The sequence below is a fragment of the Streptomyces longispororuber genome (assembly GCF_024448165.1).
In the GTDB taxonomy this organism is placed as follows: domain Bacteria; phylum Actinomycetota; class Actinomycetes; order Streptomycetales; family Streptomycetaceae; genus Streptomyces; species Streptomyces longispororuber_A.
Genome location: NZ_JAMOLN010000222.1, coordinates 1 through 16086 on the forward strand (window position 1 = coordinate 1; position 16086 = coordinate 16086).

Annotated in this window: 13 protein-coding genes and 1 pseudogene; 8 read left to right on the forward strand and 6 right to left on the reverse strand. The window is 71.2% G+C overall.

Annotated elements, in window-relative coordinates; genetic code table 11:
- On the reverse strand, nucleotides 1-635 hold a 635-nt coding region (locus M4J07_RS39860; protein ID WP_255980626.1), incomplete at its 3' end, for an MFS transporter.
- A gap of 337 nt (nucleotides 636-972) precedes the next feature.
- Between M4J07_RS39860 and M4J07_RS39865 the strand changes: the two genes are divergently transcribed.
- Nucleotides 973-1902 (forward strand): calcium-binding protein, encoded by a 930-nt coding sequence (locus M4J07_RS39865; RefSeq protein WP_255980628.1) that lies wholly within the window; start codon nucleotides 973-975, stop codon nucleotides 1900-1902.
- Nucleotides 1903-1981: 79 nt separating this feature from the next.
- Here the strand turns inward: M4J07_RS39865 and M4J07_RS39870 are convergent, their stop codons facing one another.
- On the reverse strand, nucleotides 1982-3175 hold the full coding sequence (locus M4J07_RS39870) for an RtcB family protein (protein ID WP_255980630.1): 1194 nt from the start codon (nucleotides 3173-3175) through the stop codon (nucleotides 1982-1984).
- 202 nt (nucleotides 3176-3377) lie between these two features.
- On the opposite strand from M4J07_RS39870, the gene M4J07_RS39875 reads away from it, so the two are divergent.
- The 3 genes and pseudogenes from M4J07_RS39875 (at nucleotide 3378) to M4J07_RS39885 (ending at nucleotide 6605) form a co-directional block, all read left to right on the forward strand.
- Nucleotides 3378-4211, forward strand: a complete 834-nt coding sequence (locus M4J07_RS39875; RefSeq protein ID WP_255980632.1) for a DUF3558 domain-containing protein — start codon at nucleotides 3378-3380, stop codon at nucleotides 4209-4211.
- A gap of 150 nt (nucleotides 4212-4361) precedes the next feature.
- On the forward strand, nucleotides 4362-5216 hold the full coding sequence (locus M4J07_RS39880; RefSeq protein ID WP_255980634.1) for a DUF3558 domain-containing protein: 855 nt from the start codon (nucleotides 4362-4364) through the stop codon (nucleotides 5214-5216).
- Between the two features lie 167 nt (nucleotides 5217-5383).
- Nucleotides 5384-6605, forward strand: a pseudogene (locus M4J07_RS39885) (DUF2637 domain-containing protein).
- A gap of 70 nt (nucleotides 6606-6675) precedes the next feature.
- Here M4J07_RS39885 and lysS read toward each other — a convergent pair.
- A complete protein-coding gene (gene lysS / locus M4J07_RS39890) occupies nucleotides 6676-8424 on the reverse strand; it encodes a lysine--tRNA ligase (protein WP_308284815.1) in 1749 nt (582 codons plus the stop codon).
- Nucleotides 8425-8513: 89 nt separating this feature from the next.
- The gene (locus tag M4J07_RS39895; protein ID WP_255980638.1) at nucleotides 8514-9080 is read right to left on the reverse strand and encodes a hypothetical protein; all 567 of its coding nucleotides are present in this window, start codon (nucleotides 9078-9080) and stop codon (nucleotides 8514-8516) included.
- A gap of 104 nt (nucleotides 9081-9184) precedes the next feature.
- Here M4J07_RS39895 and argS point away from each other — a divergent pair, with 104 nt between their 5' ends.
- Complete coding sequence (argS, locus tag M4J07_RS39900; protein WP_255980640.1) at nucleotides 9185-10951, forward strand: arginine--tRNA ligase; 1767 nt, start codon at nucleotides 9185-9187, stop codon at nucleotides 10949-10951.
- Here argS and M4J07_RS39905 read toward each other — a convergent pair.
- Together M4J07_RS39905 and M4J07_RS39910 are read right to left on the reverse strand one after the other, a co-directional pair.
- A complete protein-coding gene (locus M4J07_RS39905; RefSeq protein WP_255980642.1) occupies nucleotides 10948-12147 on the reverse strand; it encodes an aminotransferase-like domain-containing protein in 1200 nt (399 codons plus the stop codon). The genes argS and M4J07_RS39905 overlap by 4 nt on opposite strands.
- An 88-nt stretch (nucleotides 12148-12235) precedes the next feature.
- Nucleotides 12236-13558, reverse strand: a complete 1323-nt coding sequence (locus tag M4J07_RS39910) for a helix-turn-helix domain-containing protein (RefSeq protein ID WP_255980644.1) — start codon at nucleotides 13556-13558, stop codon at nucleotides 12236-12238.
- A gap of 175 nt (nucleotides 13559-13733) precedes the next feature.
- Between M4J07_RS39910 and M4J07_RS39915 the strand changes: the two genes are divergently transcribed.
- The 3 genes from M4J07_RS39915 to M4J07_RS39925 all read left to right on the forward strand — a co-directional run bounded on the left by M4J07_RS39915 (nucleotide 13734) and on the right by M4J07_RS39925 (nucleotide 16081).
- Nucleotides 13734-14480 carry a DUF4232 domain-containing protein gene (locus M4J07_RS39915; protein ID WP_255980646.1) on the forward strand — a complete coding sequence of 249 codons (747 nt, stop codon included), beginning with the start codon at nucleotides 13734-13736 and terminating at the stop codon, nucleotides 14478-14480.
- Between the two features lie 73 nt (nucleotides 14481-14553).
- On the forward strand, nucleotides 14554-15435 hold the full coding sequence (locus M4J07_RS39920; protein ID WP_255980648.1) for an NAD(P)-dependent oxidoreductase: 882 nt from the start codon (nucleotides 14554-14556) through the stop codon (nucleotides 15433-15435).
- 13 nt (nucleotides 15436-15448) lie between these two features.
- Nucleotides 15449-16081: a nucleoside/nucleotide kinase family protein gene (locus M4J07_RS39925; protein ID WP_255980650.1), complete on the forward strand. Its 633-nt coding sequence runs from the start codon at nucleotides 15449-15451 to the stop codon at nucleotides 16079-16081.
- The last annotated feature ends 5 nt before the right edge of the window (nucleotides 16082-16086 follow it).

The window sequence follows — 16086 nt, forward strand, 5'->3', positions numbered from 1 at the left end:
GACCCGACCACGTCGACGACGGTGTCCTTCTCGCCGCGGTCCTCGGGCAGCAGGCGGACGGCGGCCAGGAAGGCGCCGCCGCCGAGCACGATGTTGATCAGGAACATGGCGCGCCAGCCGAGCCCGCCGAGATCGGCGTCGATCAGGAACCCGGCGAGCACGGGCCCGCCGACGGCGGACAGACCCATCACGGGCCCGAACAGGCTGAACGCCTTCCCGATCTGCTCGCGCGGCCAGGTGGCACCGAGGATCCCGAACCCCTGCGGAATGACGAGGGCCCCGAAGGCCCCCTGCAACAGCCGGGCGGCGACGAGCAGTTGAGGACTGCCGGCGAGCCCGCAGGCCACGGATGCGACGGTGAACCCGCCGAGCCCGGCGAGGAACAGCCTGCGCCGCCCGAACTTGTCCCCGAGCCGCCCGCCCAGCACGAGCAGCACCCCGAGCGCGAGCGCGTACGAGGCCCCGAGCCACTGCACGAGCCCGGCACCGCCGCCGAGGTCACGGGCGATGGTCGGGGCGGCGACGTTGGTGACGGTGGCGTCGACGAGGTCGAGCACATCGGCGGCGAGCACGACACCGAGCACGGCCCAGCGCGCACGGGCGCCGAGCACTGGCGGAGCCAGGGTGGAAGTCATGGGTGATCCCCAAAGTACGTACGGAATGCAGCCGCGACGCCGGCACTGTGCCCTACTCCATCGGCGTCGCGCAGAAGCTGCGTGACGCAGATAAATATGCGGGCGAGGCGACGAGGTTGTCAAGGCTGGGTTGTCAAGACGGGGCCGCGCGAAGCGGAACCGTCGAGTGGCGCACCTCACATGCCCCAACTGTCGCGCGCGTACAACCCTTTCACCGCATCACCGATCAAGTCTTCGCGGCGCCTGTGGCCGTGCGTGATGCGGCCGTGCGTGATGCGGATCGGTCCGTCCCCACGACCCGCGTCCGCCCATCGACAGTCGACATCGGAGCCTCCCCATGCCTCAGCACTCCCGCAAGAAGTTGACGTCCGGCAAGAAGGTGACCCTGGGCGTCGGCGCGCTGGCCGCCACCGGGCTCGCCGTCGGCCTGCTCGTCACGCCGTCCGCGACGGCGGGCGAGACCGACGCGGCCGAGGCACTGCAGCAGAGCAAGGCCGCGGCCGCCGACGCGTCGGCGGCGAAGGCCGCCGCGCCCAAGCCCAGAACCCTGGCCGCGAGCGCCGACGACACCACCGTCGTCTCCGGCATCACCGTCGACGGCGGCAACAGCGCCCGCGTCGGGACGACGAACACGCAGACGATCACCGTGAAGTGGACGATCAGCGGCGGAACGAAGCTCTACGGCAGCAACGCGTCGCTCTGGCGCGGCACCGACCGCGACAGCGACCTGCAGCAGTTCATCAACTCCGAGCAGTTCGACGCGGACACCGACCCCTGCGTCCAGTCCGCCGACGGCACCTACAGCTGCACGGCCACCTACAAGATCGACCCCCAGAGCGATCTGACGAACGAGGACGCCGGAGCCTGGAAGCTCTCCCTCTGGGCGATCACCGACGCGACCACCGACGTGAACACCGACAACGCCAAGACCTGGTACCTCAAGCGCTGGTCCCGCCTGAGCAACAACGCGGCCCCCGAGCCCGTCGCCAAGGGCAAGACGATCACGATCACCGGCAAGCTGGAGCGCGCCAACTGGGACACCCACAAGTACGCGGGCTACACCCAGCAGACCGTCCGCCTCCAGGAGCGTGCGCTGACCGGCTCGTACGCCACCACCAGCAGCCACATCACCGGCACCGGCAGCCTGGCGGGCGTCGAGAAGCAGACGCGCACGGCGACCACCGACCGCTGCTACCGCTACAAGTTCGAGGGCACCTCCACCACGCCGGCGGTCACCGCCACCGGTGACTGCGTGGACGTGCGCTGACCCTACGCGGGCAGGTGCCCGTGCCGGAGTGACCGGACCGAGCGCCCGAGCCGCCATCGGCTCGGGCGCTCGCGGCAGTTCAGCCCTTGACGCAGACCACCTGCTTCAGCTTCGCCACGACCTCCACGAGGTCGCGCTGCTGATCGATGACCTGCTCGATCGGCTTGTACGCACCGGGGATCTCGTCCACGACGCCGGAGTCCTTACGGCACTCCACGCCCCGCGTCTGCTCCTCCAGGTCCCGCGTCGAGAACCGCTTCTTCGCGGCGTTCCGGCTCATCTTCCGGCCCGCGCCGTGCGACGCGGAGTTGAAGGACGCCGCGTTGCCGAGGCCCTTCACGATGTACGAGCCCGTGCCCATGGAACCCGGGATGATCCCGTACTCGCCGGAGCCCGCCCGGATCGCGCCCTTGCGGGTGACCAGCAGGTCCACGCCGTCGTAGCGCTCCTCGGCGACGTAGTTGTGGTGCGCGCTGATCTCCTGCTCGAACGTCGGCTTCGCCTTCTTGAACTCCTTGCGGATCACGTCCTTGAAGAGCGCCATCATGATCGTGCGGTTGTACTTGGCGTACTCCTGCGCCCAGAACAGGTCGTTGCGGTACGCCGCCATCTGCGGGGTGTCCGCGATGAAGACGGCCAGGTCGCGGTCGACCAGGTCCTGGTTGTGCGGGAGCTTCTGGGCGACGCCGATGTGGTGGTCGGCGAGTTCCTTGCCGATGTTGCGCGAACCGGAGTGCAGCATGAGCCAGACCGCATCGGATGTATCAACACAGACTTCCACAAAGTGGTTGCCCGAGCCGAGGGTCCCCATCTGCTTCATGGCTCGGCCCTCCCGGAACTTGACCGAATCGGCCACCCCGTCGAACCGCCCCCAGAACCCGTCCCACCCGGCCGTCCCGAACCCGTGCAGCCGCCCCGGATCGACCGGATCGTCATGCATGCCGCGGCCCACCGGAATCGCCTGCTCGATCTTCGAGCGGAGGCGGGAGAGGTCGCCGGGGAGATCGTTCGCCGTCAGGGACGTCTTCACCGCGCTCATGCCGCAGCCGATGTCGACACCGACCGCCGCCGGGCACACCGCGCCCTGCATCGCGATGACCGAGCCGACCGTCGCGCCCTTGCCGAAGTGGACGTCCGGCATGACGGCGAGGCCCTTGATCCACGGGAGGGTCGAGACGTTGCGCAGCTGCTGCATCGCGACGTCCTCGACCGTGGCCGGGTCGGCCCACATGCGGATGGGGACCTTCGCCCCCGGTACCTCTACGTATGACATGAAATCCCCCGTGAATCGGCTTACTTGGAGCAGAAGGGTGTGCTGGGTCGGAAGTGGTGAAACGCAAATAACGGCACCAAGGGCACCGAAAGGGATGCCGGACCGGCGTCCACTGTGGTGCGTGCGATAGACATTGCCTCACTGGCCGCCCTGTCGCGGCAACCGATTAACCAGGCGCAACCCGCCGAGAGGAGCTCCTACGGTGCAGCGGAAGTCGTACGCGTACGTACCGGGTGTCGCCGTGCTCCTGACGGCGTTGCTCGCCGGGTGCACCGGGAGTTCCGACTCGGGGGGCGGGACGGACGACTCGAAGCCGGGCGAGGTGAGCGCGTCGGCGACGTCGGCGAAGCCGGGCCGGTACCGGTCGCTGCCCGAGGCGTGCGCCCAGGTGGACAAGGCGACGCTGGACGAGATGCTGCCCGGCATCGAGGGGCTGCCGGACGAGGAGCAGCGCGAGAAGGCGTACGAGGGCGCGGCGACGGAGACGTACGACACGGACCGCCGGGTCGGCTGTGGCTGGAAGGACAGTTCGGCGGACGCGGGTGCGCACCGGCTGACGCTGGACTTCGAGCGGGTGGTGTCGTACGACGCGGCGGTGAGTGACGACAGCAGCGCGGAGGACGTGTTCGGGGCGAAGCAGGTGGCGGCCGATCTGCCGGCGCCGTCGGCGTCGTCCGCGGACGACGAGCCGACGGCCGAGGGGTCGGCGGGTGCGTCGGACGACGAGAGCGGGGCGCCGTCGGGGGACGCGTCGGACGGTGCGTCGGCCACGGCGACCTCGTCCGTCCCGCCGGCCGATCTGCAGCCGCGCGTGCTCGACGACCTCGGTGACGAGGCGTTCGTGGACGACGTGCTGGCGGGGCCGACGGCGGCGCGGCACCGGACGGTGACTGTGGTGTTCCGCACGTCGAACGTGGTGGTGACCGTCGAGTACGAGGCGCAGTCGGCGGCGCCCGGCGAGGTGCCGGACAGCAAGGAAATGCAGGACACGGTGCAGGAACTGGCCGGGAAGCTGGTCGGCCGGTTCGGCGAGTAGGGGGCGTTCGGGGCTCGGGCCGGGTCCGGGGAAGGCGAGGCGTGCGGGTCGGCTTCGGCGTACGGTGGCCCATCGGACCCGGGTTCGTGAAGGTCGGTCGATCGTCGCGTGTCCGGTCCGTGTCCTTGTCAGCGTCCCAGTGAAGGAACCATGCACCGTCCGACCAAGCGACTCACCCGCGTCCTCGCCTGCGCAGCCGCCGTGCCGGTGGTTCTCGTCGTAGCCGGCTGTTCCTCCGACTCAGGTTCGGATTCCGGTTCCGAGAAGGCGTCGAAGGAGTCGAAGGCGTCCGCCTCGACGGCCGGGGACGCGGCGAAGAAGGTGGCTCCGGCGACGTACAAGTCGCTGCCGCAGGCGTGCTCGGCGCTCTCGAAGAAGACGCTGGACGACCTGGTGCCGAAGGGCGACAGCAAGGCGGGCGCCTCGGACGACGAGTCGACGCGGGCGAGCTGCTCGTGGTCCAGCCTGGACAACAACGGCGTGAAGGGCTCCCAGTACCGCTGGCTGAATGTCTCGATGATCCGTTTTGACTCGGATGTCAATCGGGGCAGTGGCGAGAAGCTGGCTTCGGAGCACTACGCGAAGCAGGTCAAGGACGCGCAGGCGACGGACGGCGCGAAGGGCGTCAAGACGTCGGCGGTGTCCGGTACGGGCGACGAGGCGACGCTGGTGCGCTACGACCGCGCGTACAAGGAGAAGAAGAAGGACGTCACGTCCAGGCAGCAGACGGTCGTCACGCGCGTGGACAACGTCGTGGTGACGGTCGACTTCAACGGTTCAGGGCTCGCGGGCGACAAGACGCCCGACGCCGGCGATCTGTCGAAGGACGCCGAGAAGGCGGCCAAGGAGGCGGTGGCCGCCGTGACGGAGTCGGGCAAGAGCGCGTCCCCGTCCGCGTCGAAGTCCCCGTCGAAGTCGGCGGACAAGTCGAAGCCGGCGGACGAGTCGGGCTCCGGGGCGTCCGTGAAGCCGTCGGCGTCGAAGTCCGCGGCCAAGGACAGCTGAGACAGCCGACACGGCCACGACCGCATGGTCAACGGGCAGCGTTTGCCCGGCATTTGAGGAGCCCGGCCCCTTTTGGGAGCCGGGCTCCCGCCGTACCGCCCCACGGCCCGCCGCATGCATGTGCCAGTCTGTTGGGCGCAACATGCCGAACTGGGAGGGGAACTGGAGTGGCCGCGCCACTGAAGCTGACACGGACGCACCGGATACTCGTCGGGGTGGTCATCGCGGGAGCGGTGGTCATCGCGGGTATCGGTTTCGCCGGTTCGTACGCGGCGGTCCGCGAGCTGGCCCTGGAGAAGGGCTTCGGGAACTTCTCCTACGTCCTGCCCATCGGCATCGACGCGGGCATCTGTGTCCTGCTCGCCCTCGATCTGCTGCTGACCTGGATCCGGATCCCGTTCCCGCTGCTGCGGCAGACGGCGTGGCTGCTGACGGCGGCGACGATCGCGTTCAACGGCGCGGCGGCCTGGCCGGACCCGCTGGGCGTCGGCATGCACGCCGTGATCCCGATCCTGTTCGTGGTCTCGGTCGAGGCGGCGCGGCACGCGATCGGGCGGATCGCGGACATCACCGCGGACAAGCACATGGAGGGCGTGCGCCTCACGCGCTGGCTGCTCTCCCCCGTGCCCACGTTCCTGCTGTGGCGCCGGATGAAGCTGTGGGAGCTGCGTTCCTACGAGGCCGTGATCAAGCTGGAGCAGGAGCGGCTCGTCTATCAGGCGCGGCTGCACTCCCGGTTCGGCCGGGCCTGGCGCCGCAAGGCCCCGGTGGAGTCGCTGATGCCGCTGCGCCTCGCCCGGTACGGCGTCCCGCTCTCGGACACGGCCCCGGCGGGTCTCGCGGCCGCGGGGATCGAGCCGCAGCTGCTGCCGCCGAAACCGCAGGTGCCGGAGCTGGAGCGCACACCGGCGCCCGAGGCGCCGCAGCAGCCGATGGCCCCGCAGACGCAGGCCCAGGCGCAGGCCCAGATGCAGATGCAGGCGCAGGCCGAGGAAGCGCAGAGCCAGTGGTTCGCGACGCCGCGCGAGGTGGCGTACCAGGGCGACTACGACCCGAACTTCCAGCCGCCCACGTTCGTGCCGGAAGAGCAGCACCAGGACTGGTACGAGGAGCAGCCGCAGCAGATCCCGGTCCCGGTCCCGCTCCCGTCCCCCCGCGCCGTTCGGCGACGGCATCCCGGAGGCGGAACCCGCGGCTCCGTCGGACGAGGAGCTGTACCAGGTGTTCCGGTACTCGATAGACGGCGAGGGCATGCCGACGCAGGCGGCGTTCCAGGCGAACGTGGAGGCGACGTACGGCGCGCAGCTCGCCCAGCGTGACCTCATCCGCTACCACGAGCAGTTCAGCAAGCGGCTCACCACCGAGCTGCTGGACGACCACATCGCCTGAGCACGCGCGGACGAAGCAGACACGGCGAGGGGGCGGCACCCGAAGGTGCCGCCCCCTCGCCGTCGCGTGCTTACGCCCCGAGCAGCTTGCGCACGCGGTCCGCGCCGACGGCGAGGAGCAGCGTGGGCAGGCGCGGGCCGGTGTCGCGGCCGACCAGGAGGTGGTAGAGCAGCGCGAAGAAGGAGCGCTGCGCCGTCTTGATCTCCTGCGGCAGTTCCTTGGCGGTGGCGTCGGCGGGGAAGCCCGCCTGCACCTTCGGGACGCCGTACACGAGGTGGGTCAGGCCGTCGAGCGACCAGTGGTCGTCCAGGCCCTCCAGGAGGAGGGCGATCGACGCGCGGGAGGCGTCGTCGAGGGCGGCCAGGGCCTCGGTGTCCGGCTCCGTGCGCACGATGGTGCGGGACTCTGCGGGCACGTACTTGGTGATCCACGCCTCGGCCTTGTCCAGGCGCGGGCGGACGGTCGCCAGGTCGGTGACCGGGTTCTCCGGGTCGAGCTCGGAGAGGATCCGCAGGGTCTGCTCGGTGTCCCCGGCCGTCACGTCGGCGACGGACGCCAGCGTGCGGTACGGCAACGGGCGCTCGGTGCGCGGCAGTTCACCGGCGGCGGTGCCGACGGCGCGGCTGTACGCGGCCGCGTCGGCGGGCAGCACGGAGCCGTCCGCGACCTTGCCGCCGAGCTTGTCCCACTCGTCGTAGAGCCGCTGGATCTCCTGGTCGAAGGCGATCTTGAACGACTGGTTGGGGCGGCGGCGGGCGTACAGCCAGCGCAGCAGCTGCGGCTCCATGATCTGGAGCGCGTCGCCCGGGGTGGGGACGCCGCCCTTCGACGACGACATCTTCGCCATGCCGGAGATGCCGACGAACGCGTACATCGGGCCGATCGGCTGCTTGCCGCCGAACAGCTCGACGATCTGGCCGCCGACCTGGAACGACGAGCCGGGCGACGAGTGGTCCACGCCGGACGGCTCGAAGATGACGCCCTCGAAGGCCCAGCGCATCGGCCAGTCGACCTTCCAGACCAGCTTGCCGCGGTTGAACTCGGTCAGCCGGACCGTCTCGGTGAAGCCGTCGAGCGTGCAGGTGTAGGACAGCTCCGTCGTCTCGTCGTCGTACGACGTGACGGTGGTGAGGTCCTTGCCGCACTCGCCGCAGAACGGCTTGTACGGGTAGTAGCCGCCCGCGCCGCCGCTGCCGTCGTCCTCGGACGCGGCGCCGGAGCCCTCGGCGGCCTCCAGCTCGGCCTCGTCGACGGCCTTCTGCTGCTTCTTGGCCGGGGCCTTCTTGGTGCGGTACTGGTCGAGGATCGCGTCGATGTCGCCGCGGTGCTTCATCGCGTGCAGGATCTGCTCGCGGTACGTGCCCGCCTGGTACTGCTCGGTCTGGCTGATGCCGTCGAACTCGACGCCGAGGTCCGCGAGGGCCTCGACCATGGCGGCCTTGAAGTGCTCCGCCCAGTTCGGGTACGCCGACCCGGCGGGGGCCGGGACCGCCGTCAGCGGCTTGCCGATGTGCTCGGCCCAGGACGCGTCGGTACCGGGCACCCCGTTCGGCACCTTGCGGTAGCGGTCGAAGTCGTCCCAGGAGATCAGGTGCCTGACCGTGTACCCGCGGCGGCGGATCTCGTCGGCGACCAGGTGCGGGGTCATGACCTCGCGGAGGTTGCCGAGGTGGATCGGTCCTGACGGGGACAGGCCGGAGGCGACGACGACCGGTTTGCCCGGGGCACGACGCTCGGACTCGGCGATGACATCGTCCGCGTAACGGGAGACCCAGTCCGCGTTCTCTGCGGTCTCCGTGCTCGTGCTCTGGGCCACGATCGGTTCGTCCTTCTCTCCTGATGAGGTCGCGCGGGTGCACTCCGCGCGTCCCCCATTGTCCCAGCAACCCCGGGCAGGAGGAAAACGCCTTACGGGAGCGGCCCGCCCGGCGGCCCCGCGGCCAGCGCGCGGGCCATGCGGACGAGGGTGCCGAGCCCGTCCCCGAGGGAGTACGCGTCGTGCGCGTGCGGCGGCTCGGCGACCAGCATGCCGTCGCGCAGCCGCCAGCCCGTCCCGGTCACCTCGATCGTGTCGGCCCTGACCTGCGGGGTCAGCAGCGGCAGCACGCGCTCGGGGTGCCGCGACAGGATGCGGAAGGCGCGGTCGAACCGCGCGTCGCCGGTGCCGGGGCCCAGCCCCCGGTCGACGCCGTGGCCCTTGAGGAACCCGCCGAGGGGCGTGCGGGGGCTCACGAGGACCCGCGGCCGGTCGTCGACGGGGCCGCGGGGCCGCAGGTGCACCCGGCAGGTCCGCACCGGGTGCTGGCCGCCCGGCCCCATGTAGACGCCGCTCGCGGTGACGACCCAGACGTCGACGCCGGTCAGCACCCGGTGGACCCGCTGCCGGACGCCGGTGGAGCGGGCCTCCTTGCGGACCGCCCGGGGCAGCGCGGGATCGTCCTTCGTGAAGGTCTGCCACCCGTCGTCCGCGCCCATGGCCCGGTTCCTACCCCGCGTGGACGCGAAAACCCGTTTGTGCCCCCGTGGGATACTGGCCGGAACCATCGAACCAGCCCCGACCAGAACGGCAGCCCATACCCATGGCCCCGGTCACGTCCATCACCGCCAACGTCAACGCACGCCTCGCCGACGCCCTGACTTCCGCCCTGCCGGAGGCCGGCGGCGCGGACCCGTTGCTGCGACGTAGCGACCGGGCCGACTATCAGGCCAACGGGATCCTGGCGCTCGCCAAGAAGGCCAAGGCGAACCCGCGGGAGCTGGCCACGCAGGTCGTCGAGAAGATCGTCAGCGGCGATCTGCTCGCCGACGTCGAGGTCTCGGGCCCCGGCTTCCTGAACGTCACGGTCACCGACCGGGCGATCACCGAGACGCTCGCGGCCCGCTCGGCGGACGGCGACCGGCTCGGCGTGCCGCTGAAGGAGCAGCCGGGCACCACGGTCATCGACTACGCCCAGCCGAACGTGGCGAAGGAGATGCACGTCGGTCACCTGCGCTCGGCGGTCATCGGCGACGCGCTGCGCGGCATGCTCGACTTCACCGGCGAGAAGACGATCGGCCGGCACCACATCGGCGACTGGGGCACCCAGTTCGGCATGCTCATCCAGTACCTGATCGAGAACCCCGACACGCTGGCCCCGGCCGACGAGGTCGACGGCGAGCAGGCCATGTCGAACCTGAACCGGGTGTACAAGGCGTCGCGCGCGGTCTTCGACGCGGACGAGGACTTCAAGGAGCGGGCCCGCAAGCGGGTCGTCGCCCTGCAGTCCGGCGACAAGGAGACGCTGGACCTGTGGCAGCGGTTCGTCGACGAGTCGAAGGTGTACTTCTACTCGGTCTTCGAGAAGCTCGACATGGAGATCCGCGACGACGAGATCGTCGGTGAGTCCGCCTACAACGACATGATGGCGGAGACGGCGCGGCTCCTGGAGGAGTCCGGTGTCGCGGTGCGCTCCGAGGGCGCGCTCGTGGTCTTCTTCGACGACATCAAGGGCAAGGACGACCAGCCGGTCCCGCTGATCGTGCAGAAGAAGGACGGCGGCTTCGGCTACGCGGCCTCCGACCTCTCGGCGATCCGCGACCGCGTCCTCGACCTGCACGCCACGTCGCTGATCTACGTCGTGGACGTGCGGCAGTCGCTGCACTTCAAGATGGTCTTCGAGACGGCCCGGCGGGCCGGCTGGCTGAGCGACGAGGTCACGGCCCACAACATGGGCTACGGCACGGTGCTCGGCGCGGACGGCAAGCCGTTCAAGACGCGTGAGGGCGAGACGGTCAAGCTGGAGGACCTCCTCGACGAGGCCGCCGAGCGGGCGACCGCCGTCGTGCGCGAGAAGGCCGAGAAGGTGGGCCTGACCGAGGACGAGATCGTCGAGAACGGCCGGTTCGTGGGGATCGGCGCGGTGAAGTACGCCGACCTGTCGACGTCCGCGAACCGGGACTACAAGTTCGACCTGGACCAGATGGTGTCGCTGAACGGCGACACGAGCGTGTACCTGCAGTACGCGTACGCGCGGATCAAGTCGATCCTGCGGAAGGCCGGCGACTCGGCGGCGCCCGTCGCCCACCCGGAGCTCGAACTCGCCCCTGCGGAGCGGGCGCTGGGCCTGCACCTGGACGCGTTCGGCGATCTGGTCTACGAGGCCGCCGCCGAGTACGCGCCGCACAAGCTGGCCGCGTACCTGTACCAGCTGGCGTCGCTGTACACGACGTTCTACGACCAGTGCCCGGTCCTGAAGGCCGACACGAAGGAGCAGACGGAGAACCGTCTGTTCCTGTGCGACCTGACGGCCCGGACGCTCCACCAGGGCATGGCCCTGCTGGGCATCCGGACCCCCGAGAAGCTCTAACTGTTCGGACTGTTCAGGGCGCGGCCCAGCCGTCGCAGCCCCTCCGCGATCTCCTCCGGCGTCTGCGTCACGAAGCAGAGCCGGAGGGTCGTGGGGTCGGGGGCCGTGGCGTAGAAGGGGGCGCCCGGGACGTACGCGACCTTCTCCTCGACCGCCTTGCTCAGCAGGGCGGTCGCGTCGTGTCCGGCGCCCTGCGGGAGGCGGGCCCACAGGAACATGCCGCCCTCGGGGCGGTTCCAGGTGGAGCCGACGGGGAGGGCGGCGGGCAGGCCGTCGAGGAGGGCGTCGCGGCGGATGCCGTACGCCTTCGACACCTTGGCGACGTGCGCGTCGAGGTCGACGGTGGCGAGGTAGCGGGCCGCGGCGAGCTGGTTGACGGTCGGGGTGTGCAGGTCGGCGGCCTGTTTGGCGACGGCGCAGGCGCGGCGGAGCTGCTTCGGCGCGCGCAGCCAGCCGAGCCGCAGGCCGGGCGCCATGACCTTGGAGAACGAGCCGAGCAGGACGGTGCGGTCCCTGGCCTCCTCGTACGTCGCGATCCACGGGACGCGGTCGCCCTCGAAGCGGAGTTCGCCGTACGGGTCGTCCTCGACGATCCACAGTCCGCGGCGGGCGGCGACCGCGGCGACGGCGGCGCGGCGGCCGGCGGGCAGGGTGCGGCCGGTCGGGTTCTGGAAGGTGGGGACGGTGTAGAGGAGCTTGGGGCGGTGTTCGGCGACGAGGGCGTCGAGGGCGTCCGGGTCGATGCCGTGCTCGTCGCAGGGGACGCCGATCAGCCGGGCGCCGGCCAGTCCGAAGGCCTGAAGTGCCGCCAGATAGCAGGGACTTTCGACGAGGACGGTGTCGCCGGGTTCGATCAGTGCCGTGGCGAGGAGCGAGAGGGCCTGCTGCGAGCCGGTGGTGACGAGCAGGTCGTCGGCGTCGGTGGGCAGGCCGCGGTCGGTGGTGCGGGCGGCGAGCGCCCGGCGCAGGACGGGCTCGCCCTCGGTGGTGGAGTACTGGAGGGCACGCCCCGCGTCGCCGCGCAGCACGTCGGCGAACGCGGCGGCGACGGCGTCCGCGTCGAAGAGTTCGGGGGCCGGGAGCCCGCCCGCGAAGTTGATGAACTCGGGCTGCGCGGTCACCGCGAGGATGTCCCGGATCGGCGAGCCTCCGGTGGTCGCGACGCGGGCGGCGAACGGTGGAGTGGCGGCGGTCATGGGAGAGGGGCTCCTTCCGAGCGGCGGCTTTCCGCGACCCTAGAAGGATGGATGGCCCTTCCACCCACTGTTTTCACCATGCGGACGGCTACTGCTGCTCGGTCCGTTCGATCCACTCGCCGCCGCCCAACGGGTAGTCGTAGCCGGGGCGGTTGGCGTCGGCGCTCGTCCGGAACGAGGTGTCGCCGTTGCGGACCCGGACGGTGCCGCGGCGGTCGCCGCTCCGCCAGTCCAGGGTCAGGTCCCAGCGGACGTCGTGGGCCTTGGCGTGGGCGGTGACGTAGAAGACCTCCGGGTCGGACTCGCTGACCTTGTACGGGAAGTCGCGCTGGCCGTTCTTGACGGTGACGGCGGGGCTGCCGTTGTCCAGGTCGATGTCGAACGACTTGGTCTCGACGTTGCCGCCGCAGCCGACGCCCATCGAGTAGTCGTTCCAGGCGAGCGGTGCGCCCTTGGAGACGACGCGTACGTGGAGGGCCTCCAGGACGACGGTGTCGGAGCCGGTGCCCTGGACGGTGAGGGCGACGCGCTGTTCGCCCGAGGAGACCGCGCCGTAGGCGCCGGACCAGCGCACGGCGTCCGATTCGCCCGCGGGCGGACCGACCTGCTCGGGTTCGCTGTCGACGAGGAAGTGCTGACTGCACGGGCTGTCGTAGACATAGGGGCGGACGCCGACGGTGATCGGCGTGCCGGTGGCTCCGCCGGTGGACCGGGAGGGCCCGGCCGGGGCGCCCGCCCCGGCGCCCTTCCCCTTCGACGCGGAGGCCGAGGCGGACGGGCTGCCGCTCGCCCTGTCGCTGCGCGAGGCGGACGGTGAGGCGGAGTCCGTCGCCCGGTGCGTGCCACTGGCGGTGACGGCTCCCCCACCCGCTTTCCGGTCGTCGCCGCTGCCCGGGGACGCGAGGTTGGCGGCCAGCACGACGGCCCCCACCACAGCCACCAGCGAGGCCCCACCCACGACGACCCCACGCTTTCGCCGCCCGGCTCCAGCCGCTCCAGCCTTGGGCAGGCTGCCGCCTGGGGCGGCAGGGTGGGCAAGGCGGCCCCCGGTGCCGCGCGACGGTTCATCGGGGCCGGGCCCCGGCTCGGCGTCCGTCTCCACGGCTCCGCCAGAAGGAGCATCGCTCACAGCCCCGGCGACCGGCTTACGCCCTCGCGCGGCGTCCGCCAGGATCCACCGCCGGTGCAGCTCCACCAGTTCCTCGGGCGTCGCCCGGCACACCCGGGCGAGCCGCTCCACGGGCGCGTACTCGTTCGGCACGGCCGTGCCGTTGCAGTACCGGTGCAGCGTCGACGTGCTCATGTGCAGCCGCTTCGCCAGCACCCCGTAACTCAGTCCCGAACGGTCCTTGAGCTCCCGCAGCAGCTCCGCGAACCCGTCCCCGCCGCTCCCGGTCACCCGTTCCTCCATCCCCCCGTGTCCCGGCCAACCGTTCCAGGGCACGCGTATACCTGCTGGTCAGAGCCCGTTTCAGCGTTCCAGCGTCCCCAACTCCCCGCCAGGCGTGGCGACTGGGACGGATCACCCCACAAGCTCCATTCATCCAAGCACCACTCCCACCAGAACCTCGAAGGGGCTCGACCACATGTCCAGCATCCGGAACTCCCGCACCCGCCTCCTCACCGCCGCCGCGACCGTCGCGATCGCCGCGCTCTCGCTGACCGCCTGCAACGACGGCTCGGGCGTCAAGGACGAGGGCCCGTCCGCCTCTTCGGCCTCGTCGGCCTCCACCCACGAGTCGCAGGGCGCGAAGGACGGCGGCGGCGACAAGAACGGGAGCGGGAACGGGACGGACGGCAAGCCCGCCCACGACACCTCGAAGCCCACCGCGTCGACGCAGAAGCCGAAGCCCGCGGCCACCGCGACCAAGCCCGCCGGCTCCGGCTCCGACACGGACGTGGAGCGCATCGTCTGCGACGGGTCCAACACGAAGACGACGGCCGCCCCGGTCAACCGCCCCGTGAACCACATGCTCCTCACGGTCACCAACACCAGCGGCAAGCGCTGCGACCTGTACTCGTACCCGGCCGTTCGCCTCGGCGAGGCCCAGTCCGTGCCGCCGGTCATGGAGGAGTCGCAGCCGCAGGCCGTCGTCTCCCTGGAACCCGGTCAGTCCGGCTACGCGGCCGTCGCCCTCTCCGCCACGGACGGCAGCGGCTCCAACGGCTACACGGCCAAGACCCTGGTGGTCTCCTTCGCCGGCCCCGATGGCCTCGGCGACTACGACGGCCCGGCCGCCCGGCCCGCGCTCCCCGCCAAGGGCGTCTACGTCGACGACTCGATCAAGGTCACCTACTGGCAGACGTCGATGGACTCCGCTCTGACCTGGTGACTTACCTTCTGGTCAGCACCTCACCAAAGAGTGGGTACTTGTGGGCAATTGGGACGCACCGAAGGATGCAGACATGACACACACCCCGTCCCACGCACCGTCCCACGTATCCGTTCTGGGCCTCGGCCTGATGGGCTCCGCCCTGGCCGCGGCCCTCCTGCAGGCGGGCCACCGCACCACGGTCTGGAACCGCACCACGGCGAAGACCGGACCGCTCGTCGCCCAGGGCGCCGCCCCCGCGGGCACCGTCGGCGAGGCGGTGGCCGCGAGCCCGCTGGTGATCGTCTGCCTGACGACGTACGACGACGTCGCGAAGGTCCTGCACGACACCGACCTGACCGGCAGGACCCTGGTGAACCTCACCAACGGCACCCCGGACCAGGCCCGCGAGTTCGCGGCGCGCGCCACCGCCGCCGGTGCCCGTTACGTCGACGGCGGGATCATGGCCGTACCGCAGATGATCGCGACGGACGCCGCGTACGTCTTCTACAGCGGCGACGAGTCGGCGTACGCACGGCACCGGGACACGCTCGCCGCGTTCGGCGGCACCCGCTGGACCGGCACGGACCCCGGTCTCGCGGCCCTGTGGGACCTCGCGCTGCTCACCGGCATGTACGGGATGGTGGCGGGCGCCCTCCAGGCGTACGCGCTGATCGGCTCGGCGGGCATTCCGGCCGCCGAGCTGCAGCCGCTGCTGAGCGACTGGCTGTCGGCCATGACACACGGCTTCCTGCCGGGCACGGCCGCGGCCGTCGACTCCGGGCGGCACCTGACGGACGTCTCCAGCCTGGCCGTGAACCAGGCCGCCTTCCCGAACCTGCTGGCCGCGTTCCGCTCGGCGGGCATCGACGCCGAACTGTTCGCGCCGTTCCAGGGCCTCCTGGACCGTTCGGTCGAGGCGGGCCACGGCGCGGACGGCCTGTCCCGCCTGGTGGAGCTCCTCAAGCACACCTGACAGGCTCCACCCCATGCAGTCGTACGCCGCTCACCTCGATGAACTCGCCGCCCGCGCCCGCACCCTGGCCGCCCGCGGCCCGCGCCGCGTCCTCGGCATCGCGGGCCCGCCCGGCGCGGGCAAGACCACGCTCGCCGAGTCCCTGGTGCGGGCCCTCGACGGCCTGGCGGTGCTCGTCCCGATGGACGGCTTCCACCTGGCCGACGTGGAACTCGCCCGCCTGGGCCGCGCCGACCGCAAGGGCGCCCCGGACACCTTCGACGCCCACGGGTACGCGGCGCTGCTCGCCCGGCTGCGCACCCCGCACGACGGCGAGACGGTCTACGCGCCGTCCTTCGAGCGGACCCTGGAACAGCCGATCGCGGGCGCCCTCCCCGTCGGCCCGGACGTCCCGCTGATCGTCACCGAGGGGAACTACCTCCTGCTGGACGAGCAGCCGTGGTCGACGGCCGTCCGCCCGCTCCTGGACGAGGTGTGGTGGGTGGCCGTGGACGACACCGTGCGCGTGGAGCGCCTGATCGCCCGCCACGTCGAGTTCGGCAAGTCCCCCGCCGACGCCCGCGCGTGGGTCCTGCGCTCCGACGAGGCGAACGCCCGCCGCGTGGCCGCCGGCCGCGACCGGGCCGACGTCGTCGTCGACGTGTGACGTCA

Excerpts from the sequence above, each read along its gene's own strand:
- M4J07_RS39870 (WP_255980630.1), bottom strand. The coding sequence starts at position 3,175 with ATGTCATACGTAGAGGTACCGGGGGCGAAGGTCCCCATCCGCATGTGG.
- M4J07_RS39905 (WP_255980642.1), bottom strand. The coding sequence starts at position 12,147 with ATGACCGCCGCCACTCCACCGTTCGCCGCCCGCGTCGCGACCACCGGA.
- M4J07_RS39865 (WP_255980628.1), top strand. The coding sequence starts at position 973 with ATGCCTCAGCACTCCCGCAAGAAGTTGACGTCCGGCAAGAAGGTGACC.
- M4J07_RS39895 (WP_255980638.1), bottom strand. The coding sequence starts at position 9,080 with ATGGGCGCGGACGACGGGTGGCAGACCTTCACGAAGGACGATCCCGCG.
- M4J07_RS39915 (WP_255980646.1), top strand. The coding sequence starts at position 13,734 with ATGTCCAGCATCCGGAACTCCCGCACCCGCCTCCTCACCGCCGCCGCG.
- M4J07_RS39910 (WP_255980644.1), bottom strand. The coding sequence starts at position 13,558 with ATGGAGGAACGGGTGACCGGGAGCGGCGGGGACGGGTTCGCGGAGCTG.
- argS (WP_255980640.1), top strand. The coding sequence starts at position 9,185 with ATGGCCCCGGTCACGTCCATCACCGCCAACGTCAACGCACGCCTCGCC.
- M4J07_RS39925 (WP_255980650.1), top strand. The coding sequence starts at position 15,449 with ATGCAGTCGTACGCCGCTCACCTCGATGAACTCGCCGCCCGCGCCCGC.
- M4J07_RS39920 (WP_255980648.1), top strand. The coding sequence starts at position 14,554 with ATGACACACACCCCGTCCCACGCACCGTCCCACGTATCCGTTCTGGGC.
- M4J07_RS39880 (WP_255980634.1), top strand. The coding sequence starts at position 4,362 with ATGCACCGTCCGACCAAGCGACTCACCCGCGTCCTCGCCTGCGCAGCC.